The organism is Gemmatimonadota bacterium (assembly GCA_016720805.1).
Taxonomy (GTDB): Bacteria; Gemmatimonadota; Gemmatimonadetes; order Gemmatimonadales; family GWC2-71-9; genus Palsa-1233.
Genome location: JADKJZ010000014.1, coordinates 889,054 through 905,607, shown reverse-complemented (window position 1 = coordinate 905,607; position 16,554 = coordinate 889,054). Strand labels below are relative to the sequence as shown.

12 protein-coding genes are annotated in these 16,554 nt (G+C 68.8%); 3 read left to right on the top strand and 9 right to left on the bottom strand.

Annotated features, from left to right (window positions below):
- Nucleotides 1–3: 3 nt before the first annotated feature.
- The 7 genes from IPP98_14430 to IPP98_14400 all read right to left on the bottom strand — a co-directional run bounded on the left by IPP98_14430 (nt 4) and on the right by IPP98_14400 (nt 6,884).
- The gene (locus IPP98_14430; protein ID MBL0180294.1) at nt 4–1,242 is read right to left on the bottom strand and encodes a SpoIID/LytB domain-containing protein; all 1,239 of its coding nucleotides are present in this window, start codon (nt 1,240–1,242) and stop codon (nt 4–6) included.
- Between the two features lie 5 nt (nt 1,243–1,247).
- A complete protein-coding gene (locus IPP98_14425; protein MBL0180293.1) occupies nt 1,248–1,751 on the bottom strand; it encodes a YajQ family cyclic di-GMP-binding protein in 504 nt (167 codons plus the stop codon).
- A gap of 104 nt (nt 1,752–1,855) precedes the next feature.
- Nucleotides 1,856–2,725, bottom strand: coding sequence for a sigma-70 family RNA polymerase sigma factor (locus IPP98_14420; protein ID MBL0180292.1), 870 nt, complete (start codon nt 2,723–2,725; stop codon nt 1,856–1,858).
- A 184-nt stretch (nt 2,726–2,909) separates the two neighbouring features.
- The gene (locus IPP98_14415; protein MBL0180291.1) at nt 2,910–4,397 is read right to left on the bottom strand and encodes an aldehyde dehydrogenase family protein; all 1,488 of its coding nucleotides are present in this window, start codon (nt 4,395–4,397) and stop codon (nt 2,910–2,912) included.
- Between the two features lie 11 nt (nt 4,398–4,408).
- On the bottom strand, nt 4,409–4,876 hold the full coding sequence (locus IPP98_14410) for a hypothetical protein (protein ID MBL0180290.1): 468 nt from the start codon (nt 4,874–4,876) through the stop codon (nt 4,409–4,411).
- The gene (locus IPP98_14405) at nt 4,873–6,255 is read right to left on the bottom strand and encodes a sigma-54-dependent Fis family transcriptional regulator (protein ID MBL0180289.1); all 1,383 of its coding nucleotides are present in this window, start codon (nt 6,253–6,255) and stop codon (nt 4,873–4,875) included. Before IPP98_14405 ends, IPP98_14410 begins: the two co-directional genes overlap by 4 nt.
- Entirely contained in the window at nt 6,252–6,884 is a 633-nt protein-coding gene (locus IPP98_14400) for a hypothetical protein (protein ID MBL0180288.1), read from the bottom strand. Before IPP98_14400 ends, IPP98_14405 begins: the two co-directional genes overlap by 4 nt.
- Before the next feature lie 61 nt (nt 6,885–6,945).
- Here IPP98_14400 and arfB point away from each other — a divergent pair, with 61 nt between their 5' ends.
- Entirely contained in the window at nt 6,946–7,380 is a 435-nt protein-coding gene (arfB, locus tag IPP98_14395) for an aminoacyl-tRNA hydrolase (protein MBL0180287.1), read from the top strand.
- A gap of 95 nt (nt 7,381–7,475) precedes the next feature.
- Here arfB and IPP98_14390 read toward each other — a convergent pair whose 3' ends face one another.
- Nucleotides 7,476–10,439, bottom strand: coding sequence for a hypothetical protein (locus IPP98_14390; protein MBL0180286.1), 2,964 nt, complete (start codon nt 10,437–10,439; stop codon nt 7,476–7,478).
- 250 nt (nt 10,440–10,689) lie between these two features.
- Here IPP98_14390 and IPP98_14385 point away from each other — a divergent pair, with 250 nt between their 5' ends.
- Both IPP98_14385 and IPP98_14380 read left to right on the top strand, forming a co-directional pair.
- On the top strand, nt 10,690–14,406 hold the full coding sequence (locus IPP98_14385; GenBank protein ID MBL0180285.1) for a peptidylprolyl isomerase: 3,717 nt from the start codon (nt 10,690–10,692) through the stop codon (nt 14,404–14,406).
- Between the two features lie 249 nt (nt 14,407–14,655).
- Nucleotides 14,656–15,360, top strand: a complete 705-nt coding sequence (locus tag IPP98_14380; protein ID MBL0180284.1) for an energy transducer TonB — start codon at nt 14,656–14,658, stop codon at nt 15,358–15,360.
- A gap of 100 nt (nt 15,361–15,460) precedes the next feature.
- Here IPP98_14380 and IPP98_14375 read toward each other — a convergent pair whose 3' ends face one another.
- Complete coding sequence (locus IPP98_14375; GenBank protein ID MBL0180283.1) at nt 15,461–16,480, bottom strand: hypothetical protein; 1,020 nt, start codon at nt 16,478–16,480, stop codon at nt 15,461–15,463.
- Between the last annotated feature and the right edge of the window lie 74 nt (nt 16,481–16,554).

Sequence of the window (16,554 nt, the reverse complement as noted above, 5' to 3'; positions counted from 1 at the left end):
CGGTCAGTAAATCCGGCTCAACAGTGTCCCCGGAAAGTAGCTCGTCAGGATGGTCTGGTAGTCCTGCCCCGCCCTGGCCCGGCCAATGGCTCCGTATTGGCACATCCCCACCCCGTGCCCGTACCCCCGCCCCTCGATGGTCACCCGTTCGATCTTTCCACCGCGCCGCCCGAGCTTCACGGTGAAATCGGTGCTCCGAAGCATGCCGCCCGCCGTCGGTGCCAGGACCCGGCGGATCGCCTGCCCGCTGACTGCCGTGCGGCCATGGCGGCCCGTGAGCTCCAGCGTGGCAATGCGGCCGGTCCCGGTCCGGTCCAGCACCCGCATCTCGGTCAGGTCATTGGCGCGCGCCATCGACAGGCCGTTGGCCCCAAGCGTCCGCCGAAGCACCTCGGTCAGTTGGGCGGCGCTCCAGGACTCGGTCCAGCGAAAGCGCGGCGAAATCGCGCACCAGGCGACGCCATTGGGGTCGAGGTCGGGGACCGCGCGCAGGTAGGGGCGCGTCGCCCCGGCAAAGGCCGCCGGACCATCCTCGGTCTCCCCGCCGCAGGTCGAGGAGAAGAAGGCGTCGATCGGGGCGCCGTCGTAGGTGAGGATCTCGCCGCGCGTCGCCTCGACGGCCTGTGCCGCGAGCGGCTGCTCCAGCGCGAGGCCCGCGTACACCTGATTGTTGACGTCGGCGACGACATCGAAACCCCGCGCGGCGTTGTTGCGTTGCTGCCGGAGCGCATAGGTCCGCGACGCCACCGCCTGCGCCTTCAGCGCCTCCATCTCCTCCAGCGTCCTGCTCCCCATTTCGGCGCCAACGACCCCGATCAGATACTGCTCGAGCCCGACCCGGTTCAGCACCCGGACGCCCGTGACGCCGGCTTCCAGCTCGAGCACGCCGCGGTACTCCTTGCCACCGACGCGTACGGTCGTGGCGCCCTCGGCCGGCTCGATCACCAGCCGGCGGCGCACCACCTCGGGCGTGGTGCCTCGCAACACGATGCCCGCACCGCGCCGGGCCAGAGTCGCCTGCTGGTTCGCGGGCACATCACTGACCAGTCCCTCGTCGGGGTCGATCACGCGCAGTGCCGCGCCGCCGCCGATCGTGGCGGTGGCGGCATCGACGACGAGGCCGATCCGGATGTCAGGGTCGAGTTGCAGTGGCTCCGGTGCCGCCGCCGGTTGATCCGGCGGCATGCAGGAGCCGAGGAGGATCAAGGCGGCGACGCGGGTGGCGAGGCGTGTCCGCCGCACCCGCGTCACCCGCGGAAGTTGCCGAACTGGAGTTCGACCGCGAAGTCGGCGCCGCGCAGGAAGGCAATCACCGACTGGAGCTCGTCCTTCGACGGCGAAGTGACCCGAAGCTCGTCGCCCTGGATGCTCGCCTGCACCTTCTTGAAGCCGGCGTCCTTGATCGCACGCTGGATCTTCTTCGCTTCCTCGGTCGGGATCCCCTGCGCGAGCGTCAGCACTCGCCGCACCGAGCTCCCCGTGGCCGGAATCAGCTCGCCGAGATCGAGGTTCTTGACCGGCACCCCACGCTTGATGAGGCGCGAGCGGACCGTGTCCACCAGCGCCTCCATCTTGAATTCGTCGTCGGCCGCGAGGGCGATCGTCGCCTTCTCGCGGTCGAGCTCAATGGTGCAGTGGGTGCCCTTGAAGTCGTATCGCTGGGCGATCTCCTTCACGGCCTGATTCACGGCGTTGTCGACTTCCTGCATCTCGACGCCGGTCGAGATGTCGAATGAGGGGTTGGCGGCCATGGAGGGAGGCTAGAGGATTGCCAGGGACTTCGCAAGGATGATGGATGATGGATCATGGATGATGGAGCGATTCCCATCATCTATCATCCATGATCCATCATCCATCATCCCAAGAACGAATCCAGCGCCTGTTGCTCCCCCGCATGCCGCAGCCGCAACAGCGCCTTTTCCTTGATCTGGCGGACCCGTTCCCGGGTGATCCCCATCATCGCCCCGATTTCCTCGAGGGTCATCGGATCGGGGCCATCGAGGCCGAAATAGAGCCGAAGGATCTTCGCCTCGCGATCGCGGAGGCTCTTGAAGACCGTCTCGATCCCCTCGGTGAGCGCGTGCTCCATCGTGGCGGCGTCGGCACTCCGCTCGGCGGCGTCGGGGAGGTAGTCGATCAGCTTGTTGTCCTCACCCGGCGTCATTGGCGCGTCGAGCGAGATGTGGGCCTGGGAGATCTGCAGCGTCCGCTCCACCTCGGCGATGTCGATGTCCATCCCCTCGGCGATCTCGCCCGCCGTGGGGTCGCGGCCAAGCTCCTGCTGCAACGCCGAGGTGCGGCGGCCGATCCGATGCAGCTCGCCGGCCCGGTTGAGTGGTACCCGCACGATCCGGGACTGCTCGGCCAATGCCTGGAGGATCGCCTGCCGGATCCACCAGACGGCGTAGGAGATGAACTTGATCCCCTTGCTCTCGTCGAATTTGTGGGCCGCGCGGATGAGGCCGAGGTTCCCCTCGTTGATCAAGTCCGCGAGGGAGACGCCCTGGTTCTGATACTTCTTGGCGACGGAGACGACGAAGCGGAGATTGCTGCGGACGAGGGTGTCGAGCGCTTCCTGATCGCCGCGGCGGATGCGCTGGGCAAGCGCGACCTCGTCCGCCTGAGTGATCAGGGGATACCGGCTGATGTCGCGCAGGTACAGGTCCAACGAGCCCTCATCGGACCCGCCGCCCCTGGGCCCGTTGCCAATTCGCAATGGCCGCATGACACGCACCTCGGGCACCGCAGAAATGCAGGGAACTTCGGAGTGGAAATGGGAGTTGGGGGAAGCGTATAGTGGGCCGGACGGGGATGCAAGTAGCCGGCGACCAGCGAGCCGCGAACGGCGAACAGCGGGAAGGGATCGTAGCCCGGATCACGCTGTTCGCCGCTCGCCATTCGCCGTTCGCTTACTCGTAGGTATCCATCTGCGCCCGCTGCAACGTCCCCGAAAAGTCGACGTAGCAGACCTTCGTTTCGGAGTAGAACTCGAACACTTCCCAGCCCCCCTCGCGGTGGCCGTTGCCGGTCTGCTTCACGCCGCCGAACGGGAGGTGCGCCTCGGCGCCGATCGTCGGCGCGTTGACGTAGGTGATCCCGTTCTGCAGGTCCTCGAGGGCGCGGAAGGCGCGGTTGACGTCGCGGGTGTAGATCGACGACGAGAGGCCGTACTTCACCTCGTTGTTCACCTTCACTGCTTCCTCGTACGAACCGACCTTGATCACGCTCAGCACCGGCCCGAAGATCTCTTCCATCGCCAGGCGCGAACCCGCCTTGACGTTGGTGAAGACCGTCGGCTTGTAGAAGTAGCCGTTGGCGAGGCGCGGCGACCGCGGACGGGCCCCACCGCAGGCCAGTTCGGCCCCCTGCGCCTTGCCGATCTCGACATAGCGCTCGACCTTCTCGCGCGCCGCCTCGTGGATGAGCGGCCCGACCTGGCTCTTGGCGTGGCGGCCGTCGCCCAGGACCAGCTTCTCGGCGGCCTCCACCAGGCGCGCCACGAAGCGATCGTGGACCTTGCGGTGAATGATCAGCCGCGACGTGGCCGTGCAACGCTGCCCGGTGGTCCCGAAGGCGCCCCAGAGCACGCCTTCAAGCGCCAGATCGAGGTCGGCGTCGTCCATCACGATCTGGGCGTTCTTGCCCCCCATCTCGAGCGAGAGCCGCTTGTGCATCCGGCCGCAGATCTCGCCGATCTTCGAGCCGGTGTCGGTCGACCCGGTGAACGAGATCACCGGCACGTCCGGGTGCTCGACCAGCGCCGCACCGGCCGCCCCACCACCGTGCACCAGCTGGATCACCTGCGGTGGGAGTCCCGCCTCGAGCAGCGCCTCGACCAGCAGGTGCGACGAGTGCGGCACGTCTTCGGAGGCCTTGAGGATCACGCTGTTTCCGCAGAGGAGCGCGGGGAACATCTTCCACGTCGGGATCGCCATCGGGAAGTTGAACGGCGTGATCAGCCCTGCAACGCCGATCGGCCGACGCACGCTCATCGCCCACTTGTGGCGCAGCTCCGACGGCACCGTGTGCCCGAAGAGGCGACGCCCTTCGGTGGCGGCGTAGTACGCGGTGTCGATGCCTTCCTGCACGTCCCCGCCGGTCTCGGCGAGGACCTTCCCCATCTCGCGCGTCATCGCGTCGGCCAGCTCATCCTTCCGGTCCGTGAGGATGTCGCCGAGGCGGCGGAGGACATCGCCCCGGAGCGGCGCCGGCGTGCGCGACCACTGCTCGAAGCCGAGCTTCGCCGAAGCGACGGCGGCGGCGATGTCGGCCGGACCGGAATCGGGAAAGCGTCCGATGACGTCGGTCGTGTCTGCCGGATTGCGATTGGTGATGTAGCGCCCGGTGGTCGGTGCGACCCACTTGCCGGCGATGAAGTTCTTGAAAGTCTTGGCCATAACTCGTCTGGTCAGGAGGGACAGGTCCAGGTGCGCGACTCGGCTGCGTAGCCGGTGCGCGGAAGAATCTCGGCGGCCGCGAAGGCGAGGCCGGCGAGGAACGTCAGGAGGCCGACGGCATGCGCCAGCCCCCGCCGATGCGCCCACGAGCTGCGCATCGTCATCAGGCCACACCCCGCCACGGCAGCCACGCCGATCAGGTAGCCGTAGAGCCAGGTGCCGCAGGTCTTGTTGTAGGGCCAGTAATAAAGCGCCACTGCCCCGAGCACGCCGAGGATCGCGATCAACCAGACGAAGACGGTGTCGCGCCCGCGTGAGGCAGTCGGTGCCGCGGCGCGCGGCGCAGCGGCTGCCGGTGCGGCGCTCGCCTGGCGCGCCGGCGGTGAGGCACCCGGTGCGGCGGGCGGTGCCGGGCGATCGGACGACATCAACTTGTCGATCTCCGCCATCTCCTTGTCCCAGTCACGCGGTCCGGTCATTGGCGCTCCCGCTGCAGGCCGTATTTCTCGATCTTGGTGTAGAGATTGGAGCGCGGCATCCCCAGCGCGCGCGCCGTCTCGGCGACATTCCAATAGTGCTCCTGCAGCCGGGCCTCGAGGAAGGCCCGCTCGGCGGCGTCGCGGAATTCGCCGAAGCTCTTGTCGGCCGCCTCCGCCGCCAGTCGCGTCGGGTCAATCGCCGACTCCACCGGCAGGACCAGGTCGATGTCGTCCTCGGTCACCTCCGCCCCCGTGGCGAGAATCAACAGTCGCTCGACCGCATTGCGCAGTTCCCGGACATTCCCCGGCCACCGCCGACGCTGCAGCCGACGCAGCGCCCCACCGGTGAACGGCTTCGGCGCCATCCCTGGTCCGCCGCCGAGCACCGCCACGAAGTGGGACACCAGCGCGGGGATGTCCTCGGTCCGTTGCCGCAGCGGCGGAACCTGGATCGGCATCACGTTGAGGCGGTGATAGAGGTCCTCGCGAAAGCGGCCCTCGCGGATCTCGCCGTCGAGGTCGCGATTGGTCGCCGCGATCACGCGGACATCCACCGGAATCGCCTTCGAATCGCCGACGCGGACGATCACCCCTTCCTGCAACGCGCGGAGAATCTTCGCCTGCGCCGAGAGGGCGAGGTCGCCGATTTCGTCGAGGAAGAGCGTGCCACCGTTGGCTGCCTCGAACTTGCCGCGCTGTTCGCCGACCGCGCCGGTGAACGCCCCCTTGGTGTGGCCGAACAATTCACTCTCGACCAACTCGCTGGGAATCGCCGCGCAGTTCACCTCGACGAAGGGCCCCTTGGCGCGCGCCGAGCCGTCGTGGATGGCGCGAGCCACCAGCTCCTTGCCGCTGCCGTTCTCGCCGGTGATCAGCACGCGGGCGTTGGTGGGCGCCACGCGCGCGGCCAGCTCGCGGATCCGCCCCAGCCCTTCGCTGGCGCCGACCATCGCGAACCGGGCATCGGTCGCCCGCGCGAGTCCCTCGCGCAGCCGGGCATTCTCGCCGACGAGCTGCCGATGTTCCATCGCGCGTTGCACCGTCACCAAGAGTCGGTCCGCATCGAGCGGCTTCTCAAGGAAGTCGAACGCCCCCTGCTTCACCGCCTGCACCGCCGTCGCGATCGTGGCGTGGCCGGAGATCATCACCACCCGTGCCTCGGGATCCTGCTGGCGCAGCTGCGCGAGGGTGTCGAGCCCGTCGATCCCCTGCATCTTCACATCGAGAATCACCAGGTCGGCGGCACGGGTGCGATAGCTGCTGAGCGCCTCGCCACCCGACGAGGCAGTCGCCACCTCGTAGCCCTCATAGCCGAGCACCTGCGCGAGGATGTCGCGAATCGACCGCTCGTCATCCACCACCAGGATCCGACCGTTCATCGCCCCGCCCCATCACGATAGATCGCCACACCGGCCGGCCGCACCCGGAAGCCGGTCACGCCGCGCGGCATCAAGATCTCGAGCCGGCCGTCGCTCGGCCGCCCGGTCGCCTTGGCAATCAACCTCGCCGTCAGGTCACTCGGCACCGGCAGTCCGCGGACCAGCACCTGCTCCATCTTCCACTCCGCCACGCCCGCGCGCGCAGGGGTCATTGTCCCGGTGGCAATCACTTCCTCGAACGGCTCCGGCGCCACCGGCAGCATCGAGAGGACTCGTGGCGGCAGCTTGGCCGAATTGACCAGCGTGCGCACACGGATGGTGCGGTCGCCGAGTTCCACGGAGATCGAGTCGAGCAGTTCGCGCGGCAGGAAGGAGGCGCCGACGGCGATCAGCGACGCCATCTCGTCGGCCGAGAGGATGATCGAATCGCTCTGGCTCTTGAGCAGCGAGTCCACCTTGCCCAGCGCCCGCGCCTCGGCCGCCGGCGACGGGTGCCCGGTGCGCCGCGCCTTGTCGAGCGGGTGGACGACGTCGTTGCCCCAGCGCCAGATCTCGTCGCGATACAGCCATCCTGCCCCCACGAGGAGCAGGACCAGCACGAGGAGAATGATCCGACCGAGGCAGCGCATGGCGGAAACGTAATTCCGGCCCCCCTCTGCCGCCCTCTGGCCGGGGCGATTAGCCTCCGGGATGGCCGACGGCGAACCCCTCCTGGTCTCCCCCGCCCTCGCGATTCCCCGCGAGGAGCTGCTCTTCCGCGCCTCGCGGAGCGGCGGCCCCGGCGGGCAACACGTCAATACCTCCTCGACGCGGATCGAGGTGGTGTGGAACGTGTTGGAATCGCCCACCCTGACCGACCATCAGCGGGAGGCGCTGCTCCGGCGTCTCGCCACCCGCCTCGATTCCACCGGACAGATCCGCGTCGTCTCCCAGGCGGGTCGCTCCCAACTCCAGAACCGCGAGACCGCCCTCGAGCGACTCGCCGAGCTGGTCGCGGCCGCCCTCATCGAGCCGAAGAAGCGCAAGGCGACCAAGCCCACCAAGGCCTCGAAGGCGCGGCGCGTCGACGACAAGAAGAAGCGCGGCGCCCTCAAGAAGGAACGCCGCGCTCGCGACCACGAGTAGCAGAGCGAGCGGAGGCACGCGCCCACGAGGAGCGCCTTGTGTAAGGGCGCAGCATGCTGCGCCCCCGTGTGCCGTGTCGAGATATTTCCTACGCGCTACCGCCCCACCCCCAGATCGTTCCAGTGCAACAGGGCGTTGAAGCCGAGCGAGTAGGTGCCCTGCGTCTGCCAGCGCCAGAAGGGGCGGATGGCGAACATCACCAGGTGGCCCTTCCCGATCGAGGCATCGACCAGTTGCGCGCGATTGGCGAGCAGCTCGCCGTTCTGCAGCGTGCCGGAGAGCAGCATCTGGTCGGCCTTCGCCGGGAACGCCAGGACGACGCGCGCCGTGGCCGATGAGTCGACCGCGATGCCACTCAACGCCGCGGCACCACCGACACCACCGCGACCGCCGGGGCCACCCGGCCCGCCGCCCGCACCACGACCGCCTGCACCACGGCCAGCAGCCGGCGCGCCAGCAGGTGCCTCCGCCTTCGGCGGCAGCGCGCCATAGGAGAGGCCCGTCTTGTCCGGATCCCAGCCGGAGAGCACCAGCGGGAACGCCATCGGCGTGATCGACCCACCGCGGCCCGGTGAACCGGCCGGGCCATCGACCAGCGCGACGGGCGGCAGGTTGCCGACGTTGAGGATCGGGCTCGAGTTGAAATACACCGGCACCTCGCCGTGCTCATAGCCATAGGTCAGCGGCGACTTCCGGTCCGCGAGCACGCCACGCAGGATGGTGCCGCGCGCGAAGAGGGCGATCCCCTGCTCCACCTTCACGGCCGGCAGCAGCCCGCTGGTGGCGAAGAGCGGGGCCGTGCTCCCTTCGGTAATGAGCGTGCCGCCCTCGCGGACAAATTCGTAGAGCGCCTTCATCCCATCGGCGCCGAGGCCGCCGCGGATGTCGCTGCTCGAATCGGGATAGCCGAGCGACGGAAACTCCTTCGTCGCGCGGTAGGGCAGCGGCTTGCCATCGGCTGCGACCGCCTGCCCGACGCCGCTGCCGCCGTGCGGATAGACGATCACGTCGTACTTGGCGCGCAGGTTGCCGGCGCGCGCCATCGGCTCGCCGAAGTAGTCGTACGGCACGCCGTAGTGATCGAACGCCGCGCGAACCCACCCTTCGTCCTGCGTGCGCGTCCACGAGTGGATGTAGCCGATGCGCGGGAGGTCCAGGTCGTGCATCGCGACCTTCGGCATCGCCGGCAGCGCCACGGCGGCGAGTCCGAGCGGCTTGAGCACGGCGTCAAGCTGGGCACGGTGGGCATTCGGGATCAGGAAGGTGCCGGCCTCGAAGTGCTTGCCACCCGCATCGAAGGCGGCATCGGCCGCGCGCATCGGAACCTTGGCGAGCTTGAAGCGGAAGGAGACCAGCGCGTTGTCGCGGCTGGCAGGGATTGCCACCACGCTTCCCTTGCCGGTGATGCCACCCGCCGCACGCACGTCGGCCGTCACCGGCGCCATCGGCCCCGCGAGCAACGCCACGTCGCCGACCGGGAGGATCGTCATGTTGCGCATCAGCGGGAAGGTCCAGCCGGTGTCGTCATACGGCGACGGATTCGAGATCGCGAAGTTCTGGAGCGAGAAGTACATGTCGGCGATCGTGCGGTATGGCTGGTCGCCGCGGACGATCCAGTCGCCCGCCTGCACCTGCACGTGCCCGGCCTTGAACGGCGCGGTCGCCACGTTGAACTCCAGCCCCTGCGTGCGGAGGTCGTTGACCGCCTCGGCGGCATTCGCCGCGGCGTGCTGCCCCGCCGGAATCACCCAGCCACTGATCGGCCCCGTCTTGCCACGCTCCACCGCGCGCTTGTTCTTGAGCCAGTAGTTCTCCAGGAAGAGCCGGCGGTCCTTCGCCATCCGCGACAGCGAGAAGAGCACGCCCGACTGCTGGATGTTCACGTTGGCGCGCGGCCCCCAGTTGATGATCGGGAGCGGCGGATTGGGCCGGAACCACTCGCGCGACGTCGTGGTGTTGCCGGTGCGCTGGACATAGTTGTCCGGGCCGTAGCTCTGCACTTCGTAGAAGCGGCCGATCGCGTTGTGCGTGTGCGCGATGAAGAACATGTAGTTCGGGGTCCAGCCGTCGTAGAAGCCGTAGGTCCAGACACCCGGGACGCCGCGCTTCGTCATCTCCATCACGTCGTTCTTCGCCAGCACCCACCACTCATCGACGGTGATCGGGTCGACCGCCTCGTTGTACGGCCCGCTGCCGGTCGAGGAATAGAGGTAGGTCTGCGCCTCGTGCAGGTCGTGGAGCACCGTCGGCGTCCACTCGAGGAAGGTCCGCGTGGTGTGCTTCGTCAGCTCGAGATACTGCCCCATCCCGTCGCGGTTGTTGTCGTGCTGGACATACTTGCCCCAGTACATCAGCGGCAGGTTGCCGTCGGCGCCGTACTTCTTGTTGTAGTAGTAGGTGTCGACCATCTTCTCGCGCCCGTCGACCTCGATCACGGGCGTGATGAAGGTGATGACGTTGTCGCGGATCTCGCGGATGAAGGGCGTCTCCTCCACCGCCAGCCGGTAGGCCAGCTCCATCAGCATCTCGGGGCCGCCGCGCTCGGGCGAGTGCATCCCCGAGGTGAGCCAGTAGATCGGCTTCGCGGTGCCGAGGATCTCCTGCGCGCGCGCCTCGGTGGTGCGGCGCGGGTCGGTCAGTTCCTTGAGCATCCCCTTGTAGCGGTCGAGCTGCGCCAGCGTCGCGCTGTCGGCGATCGCCAGTACCACCATGTCGCGCCCTTCCTCGGTCTTGCCAATCGTCCAGTACTTGGCGCGCGGCGTCGACGCGGCGACCGCGGCGAGGTAGCGGTGGATGTCCTTGGCATAGGTCAGCTCACCGGGGGTCCCGACGATCCGGCCGAGAAACTTGAGCGGTGTCGGCACCGTGCTCGAGGCGGGGAGGTGGTCGACCAGTTCGGTCGAGATCCGCGCGTCGGTCAGGTACTCCTTGATCTTGGCGGTGTACTCCACGTCGATCGGCTGGGTCGGACCCTGCGCCGAGAGCGGGGCGGCCAGCAGCAGGGCCGCCGCGAAGGGGAGCGTGGCCACGCGGCCAGCCGCAAAGGAGAAGCGCGACATCCTGCCTCCGTCATCTGTTTCGGGGATCGCCGGGGGTGTCCGACAGCCCGAATGAATACGTTCCGACCCGCCGGGGCACCAGATGGGGAGCCCCGTCATCCCGAGCGAAGCGAGGGAACCGCGTGGTCGAGGATGGGCCAAAACGCCATCACGCAGGTCCCTCGCTTCGCTCGGGATGACAGGTGGGTGTACCGGACCGGGCGACTCGGCCCCAGATTCAAGGCACTTCTCCCCTACCTCCGGACCCCCGATGCGTCCCCAGCTCCCCCTCGTCGCCGCGCTGCTGACCGCCCCCGTCCTCCTCGCGGCCCAGGCGGCCCGCCCCGACACCGCCGCGCTGCAGCGGCTGCTCGTCGCCGAGGACCACCGCGGCACCGGTGCCGACGGCATCGCACCGCTGCTCACCGCGCTCGAGGGGCGCGACACGCTGCTCCGTCGGGTCGCCGCCCGCGGACTCGGTCGCTTCCAGCGCCCCGAGTTCGGCAAGCGCCTCGCCGCGCTGCTCGCCGACCCGGTCCCGGCCGTCCGTCGCGAGGCGGCCACCGGGCTGGCCCAGAGCCTCAAGCGCGTCCCTCGCCGGCCGCTCGCCGCCGACACCACCGACATCTCGGTGCGAGGCGCCCGGCTGGCGTTGGGCGCGGCACTGGCAAAGGAGCAGGACCCGACCGTCATCGATGCACTGGCCGCCGCCATCGGTCGCCTCCCGTACGGCGACTCGAGTGAGGCGCGCGCCGCCGAGGCGGCGATCGTGGCACGCATCAACCGCACGGCGACGCGGCAGATGATGCAGGGGCTCTTCAAGCTGGCGCAGGGGCGGCGCGTGGTGGGGCCGATGGCGATGCCGACGATCTTCGCGATCCGTCGCGCCGCCGTGGGCTCACCCGATCCGACCGCGCGGCGCCTGAGTTACACGACGCTGATCCTGGCGCAGGGCCTCGACTCGGTGATCGTGGCCACCGGCCTCGTGGACGCCGACGAACAGGTGCGCCGCATCGCCCTCTCGGGCGTCACCGCGCTTCCCGAGGGGCGCCGCGCCGAGGCGATTGACGCCGGCACCAAGGACAAGTCGCCGATTGTCCGGGTCGGCGCGATCGTCGCCGCGCGGCTTGCGACCCGGCCTGCCAACTGCACCCCGATCCTCGGCCTCGTGGATGATCGCAACCTCCTGGTGGCGCTCACCGCGATCGACTCGCTCACATCGCCGTGCGCCGACCGCGCCGCCGTCGTCCCGGTGCTGCTCCACGCGCTCACCACGCCGATCGCCACCACCACCCCCGACCACCGCTGGCACAAGGCGGCCCACGCGCTGATGACGCTCGCGCGCGTCGACAGCGCCACCGCACGGCCCCACCTCGACCGCTTCGTCGGCAGCACCATCTGGGGTGAGCGACTCGCGGCGACGGCCGCCGCCGCCACGATGCGGGACGTGGCGCTCCTGCGCCGGCTCGCCGGCGACCGCGACCACAACGTGCAGGAAGCTGCGATCACCGCGTTGGCGCGGAGCAGCGGCCACGCCGCCGACTCGCTCTTCATCGCCGCGCTCGCCTCGCCGGGCTATCAAGTCGTGCTCGCCGCGGCGACGGCATTGAACGGCTCGAAGGACGCGCGCGTCGTCCCCGCCGCGATCGCCGCGCTCGACCGCATCTCGTTCGAGAAGCGCGAGACCTCCCGTGACCCCCGCATCGCACTGCTCGCCCGTATCGGTGAACTGGGCACGATCGACAATTCTCGCGCGATCCTCCGCTACGCCGCCGACTTCGACAGCACCGTCGCGGTCTCGGCCGCGACGATCCTCTCGCGCTGGCAGGGGCGGACCATCGCCCCGGCCACGAAGCCGCTCCCGATCCGTACCGAGCCGCTCGCGAAACTGCTGCTGCAGGGCGAGGCGCGGCTGATCGTGACGATGGCGCCGTCGAGCGGCGGCGGCTCGTTCACGATCCGCCTCTTTGCGGGCGAGGCCCCGGCCACCACGGCACGGCTCCTCCGGCTGGCGCGCGAGGGCTTCTACAACGGCCACGTCTTCCAGCGCGTCGAGGCCAACTTCGTCACCCAGGGTGGCGGTGGCGACGCCTCGGAATACGTCGGCGACGGCCCCTTCATGCGCGACGAGCTCGCGCTGCGTTCCCAGTTCCGCGGCACCATCGGCATCTCGGCACGCGGCCGCGACACCGGCGACGCACAACTCTACCTGAACCTCGCCGACAACCCGATCCTCGACCACGAATACACCACGGCGGGCGACGTCATCGCGGGACTCGACGTCGCCGAGGGGATCCTCGCGGGGGATGTGATCGCACGGGTGGAGGTCGACGAACTCGGTGCCCCGATGCGCGGCCTCTCGCCGCCTGATGAGGATGACGATGAGGACGACCGCGTGCAGGACGCGACGATGGCGATGCCGCAACGCGCGGCCGGCGTCGAGCAGACGGCGCACGGCAGCGGCCCTGCGGCGCGGATGATCGCTTCCTTCGACGGCCTCGGCATCGGCTTCAGCGGACCCACGGGCACCGCCACGCTGCGCAACCCGTCCGACAATTCGCTCGGTGTGGGTCCTGACCACATCGTGCAGATCGTGAATTCGCGGATGGCCGTCTTCACGAAGGCGGGCGCGAAGTATCCGGAGACGGGGCGCGTCCTCTATGGCCCGGTCGAGACGCGCACCGTGTGGCGCGGCTTCGGCGGGCTCTGCGAGCAGCGCAACAGCGGCGACGCGGTGGTCCGCTACGACCAGCTGGCGGACCGGTGGCTGGTGATCTCCCCGATCTTCTCGCGCGGGCCGCGGCGGCCCGATGATGAGGCACCACCGGCGCCGGGCGTCGCGAAGCGGAGCGTGATCGGCCGCCCGGGGCAGCCCGGGAAGGCGGAGGCGCTCTTCTCACCGCCCCCGCCGACTCCGGCTCCGGTGGCGACTCCCGGTGCGGCGCGCCCGGTGGCACCGCGTGACAGCGGCGCCTATGCGATGTGCTACGCGGTGAGCACCAGCAACGATCCGATGGGCTCCTACTATCGCTACGAGTTCGTGCGGCCGCTCTTCCCCGACTATCCGCGCCCGGCGGTCTGGCCTGACGGCTACTACCTGCCGAGCTCCACGGGCGATGACGTGATCGAGAAGCACACGTGTGTTGCTGATCGGGCGCGGATGCTGCGCGGCGAGCCAGCGACGGAGCAGTGCGTCGTCGTGCCTGGAGTGAACTTCCTCAACAACGTCGACCTCGACGGCAAGCAACTGCCGCCAGCGGGAGCACCGAACCTGGTGCTCGCCGCGGGCGGGACGCAGCTCAAGGGGGTCCTGCAGGACGACGGCATCTACGCCTGGCAGTTCCATGTCGATTGGGACGACCCGAGCAAGACGCGGCTCGACGGCCCGACGAAGATCGCAGTCGCGCCCTACGCCTATCTGTGCGGGGGGCAGCTCACCAACTGCGTGCCGCAGCCGGGCGTCGATCGGCGGCTCGACGCGCAGGGCGACAAGCTGATGGCGCGCGTGGTCTATCGGCGGATCGGCAACGTGGAGTCCGTCGTCGCCACGCACTCGATCAACACCGCGGCCGGGGCGGGTGGCGTCCGCTGGTATGAATTCCGGCTGGGTAAGGACCGCGCGCCCGCGCTCTATCAGCAGGGGACCTTCGCGCCCGACGCGACCTACCGCTGGCTGCCGTCACCCGCGATCGACAAGTTCGGCAACATCGGCATCGGCTACTCGGCGGGCAGCGCCACGCAGTTCCCCGAGCAGCGCTTCGCCGGCCGCCGCCGCTCCGACCCGCTCGGCGTCCTCACCCTCCGCGAAGCCACGATGGTCCGCGGCGAGGGATCGCAGACCAACACGCTCCGCTGGGAGGACTACTCCCAGACCGCCGTCGACCCGGTCGACGACTGCACCATCTGGTATGTCGGTGACTACTACCGGCCCGGTGCCACGAGCTACTCGAGCAGGATCGGGGCGTTTCGGATGCCGGGCTGCCGATAACGACGATGATCGATCATCGATGATCGATGATCGATGCCCCACCCCAAGGCTTGTCATCCCGAGCGCAGCGAGGGACCTGCGTGGCGGCGAATGCACTCAGCCCCTCCTGTCATCCCCATGCAATCCTCCCGCCGCCACCCCGTCATCTGGGGGGCGGCGCTTTGTCATCGGCGCCCCACACCAGCGACAACTCCAGGCGCGATGTTGATCTCCGAGGCACCGGGTCCCACCCCTGCACGGAGGTTTCCGATGTTCGGCACGCTGATCGAATCGCAGCCCGCCACCGAGCGTTCGCTCGGTCAGACCCTCTTCTCGCTCACCGTCCACGGCGCGCTGCTCGTCGGCGCGGTCCATGCCACGCAGGGTGCGGCCGCCGAGGTACGGGCGCGTCTGGTCGACAGCACGGCGGTGTACATCCGCCCGATCGATCCCGCCGAGGTGGTGCATGCGGCACCCGCGGCGCCATCGTCGAGCGCGGTGCCGGCGGGCCCGACCTTCGAGACGGTCACGGCACCCATCGACATCCCGATCGGGATCCCGCCGGTCGACCTGGGCGAGTCGTTCGACCCTTCGCGGTTCACTGGCACTGGCACCGAGGGTCCGGCGAAGCCTTTGATCGGCAGTGGGGCCACTGGCGACCCGGGGGCGATCGGCTCGGGCCAGTTCTCGCCGCTCGAGGTCGACGTCCCGGTGCACTACCTCGGCGGGGGCGAGCCGGTCTATCCGCCCGCGCTGCGGAAGTCGGGCGTCGCCGGCGAGGTGACGCTGCAGTTCGTGGTGAACGCCGATGGGAAGGTCGAGCCGGAGTCGGTGCGGGTGATCGGCAGCACGCTCTACGGCTTCGAGGCCGCCGCACGCGAGGCGATCCTGCGCGCGCGCTTCGAGCCCGCGACGATCCGCGGGAAAGCGGTGCGGCAGCTGGTGCAGCAGCGGGTCAGGTTTGAGGTGCGGTAGGGTGCACTGGTGGACCCACGGCTCCTGGCTGGGTCGCACCTGGCGCAGCGTTGGCATGCCCCCAGATCGATGCGTCGCTCAGATCGCCTGGTGCCAGGCATCATCGTCGAGCTGTCCCCACGGCAGTACGCAGCGACGAGACTCGAATCACCGATCCGCCGGACTCTTCTGCAATGCTGTAGAGCGCGCCGTTGTCCGGCGTCACCACAAACACGTTGGCCGCATGATCGAGAACGACTACCCTCTGCAGATGCCCGGCGAGGTCGAACACGTGCACTTCAGCCCTCGGTGAGGGGTTCTGTTGCTCGCCCCGACGCCGACCGCTGTACATCGCATAGAAACGGTCCGCTGTGACATAGCAGTCGCTGTATGCCCTGCGAACGAGAGGGCGACTCCCTCCGAAGGTGACCAGCTTGGGATTGATCGTGTCGGGAGAAACAAACGGAAGCCAGCGGAATGGCACGGCCACACTCTGAATCTGGTCCGTCTCCGTGGAGATCCAATCAATCCGCCCGGCATACCGATACACCAGATAGAGTCCCTTGGCGTCTCCCTGCAAGCAGGCGCGATGCGAGTAGGCGCGTGGCACATACTCCGGCGACGGCCGCAGGTCGCCAACATCGATCGGGACGGACTTGACGACCGCTCCACTCTGCCCCGAGAGATGCATCAACCGCATCCCGTCACGCGGGTCATCGGAGGTCGCGAAGAACCGGCCCTCAGCGTCTGGGCCGTCGATACTCTGCAGCATGAGTGCTGGCAGATTCACGATCCGCGCCCCGGCGGAGGGATTGGCGCCAACGAGCGATCCCACCGGATAACCGGTGAGCCGACGGCGAGGCCCGTCGAGGAGCCACATTGTGTCCCTCAGGAGGCCCGCACGGAGCAGGGACGGCCCATTGGAGAATTCACCTGGGCCCTCTCCCGCCGCACCGAACGACTTCAGATGTTGACCCGTACCGCGATCGAACAGGTGGACGTGCGGCGGATCAAGATCCGTCACGACGACAAGATCTCCGACCACGCCCATCATCCACGGCCGGTCGATGACTTCGGCGGAACCGAGGGCGCGGCTGACGAGACTGTCAGAGGCGGGGACACTCGTGCGGGCATCGAGCACTGTGGCTGAGACATCGATCCCGCCAGCTCGTTCCGCAGGAGCAGGAGCGCAACTCAACAGGGTGAGTGCACCCG

Coding starts and splice junctions, on each gene's coding strand:
- IPP98_14425 (MBL0180293.1), bottom strand. CDS start 1,751: ATGGCCGCCAACCCCTCATTCGACATCTCGACCGGCGTCGAGATGCAG.
- IPP98_14420 (MBL0180292.1), bottom strand. CDS start 2,725: ATGCGGCCATTGCGAATTGGCAACGGGCCCAGGGGCGGCGGGTCCGAT.
- IPP98_14415 (MBL0180291.1), bottom strand. CDS start 4,397: ATGGCCAAGACTTTCAAGAACTTCATCGCCGGCAAGTGGGTCGCACCG.
- IPP98_14410 (MBL0180290.1), bottom strand. CDS start 4,876: ATGACCGGACCGCGTGACTGGGACAAGGAGATGGCGGAGATCGACAAG.
- IPP98_14405 (MBL0180289.1), bottom strand. CDS start 6,255: ATGAACGGTCGGATCCTGGTGGTGGATGACGAGCGGTCGATTCGCGAC.
- IPP98_14400 (MBL0180288.1), bottom strand. CDS start 6,884: ATGCGCTGCCTCGGTCGGATCATTCTCCTCGTGCTGGTCCTGCTCCTC.
- arfB (MBL0180287.1), top strand. CDS start 6,946: ATGGCCGACGGCGAACCCCTCCTGGTCTCCCCCGCCCTCGCGATTCCC.
- IPP98_14390 (MBL0180286.1), bottom strand. CDS start 10,439: ATGTCGCGCTTCTCCTTTGCGGCTGGCCGCGTGGCCACGCTCCCCTTC.
- IPP98_14385 (MBL0180285.1), top strand. CDS start 10,690: ATGCGTCCCCAGCTCCCCCTCGTCGCCGCGCTGCTGACCGCCCCCGTC.
- IPP98_14380 (MBL0180284.1), top strand. CDS start 14,656: ATGTTCGGCACGCTGATCGAATCGCAGCCCGCCACCGAGCGTTCGCTC.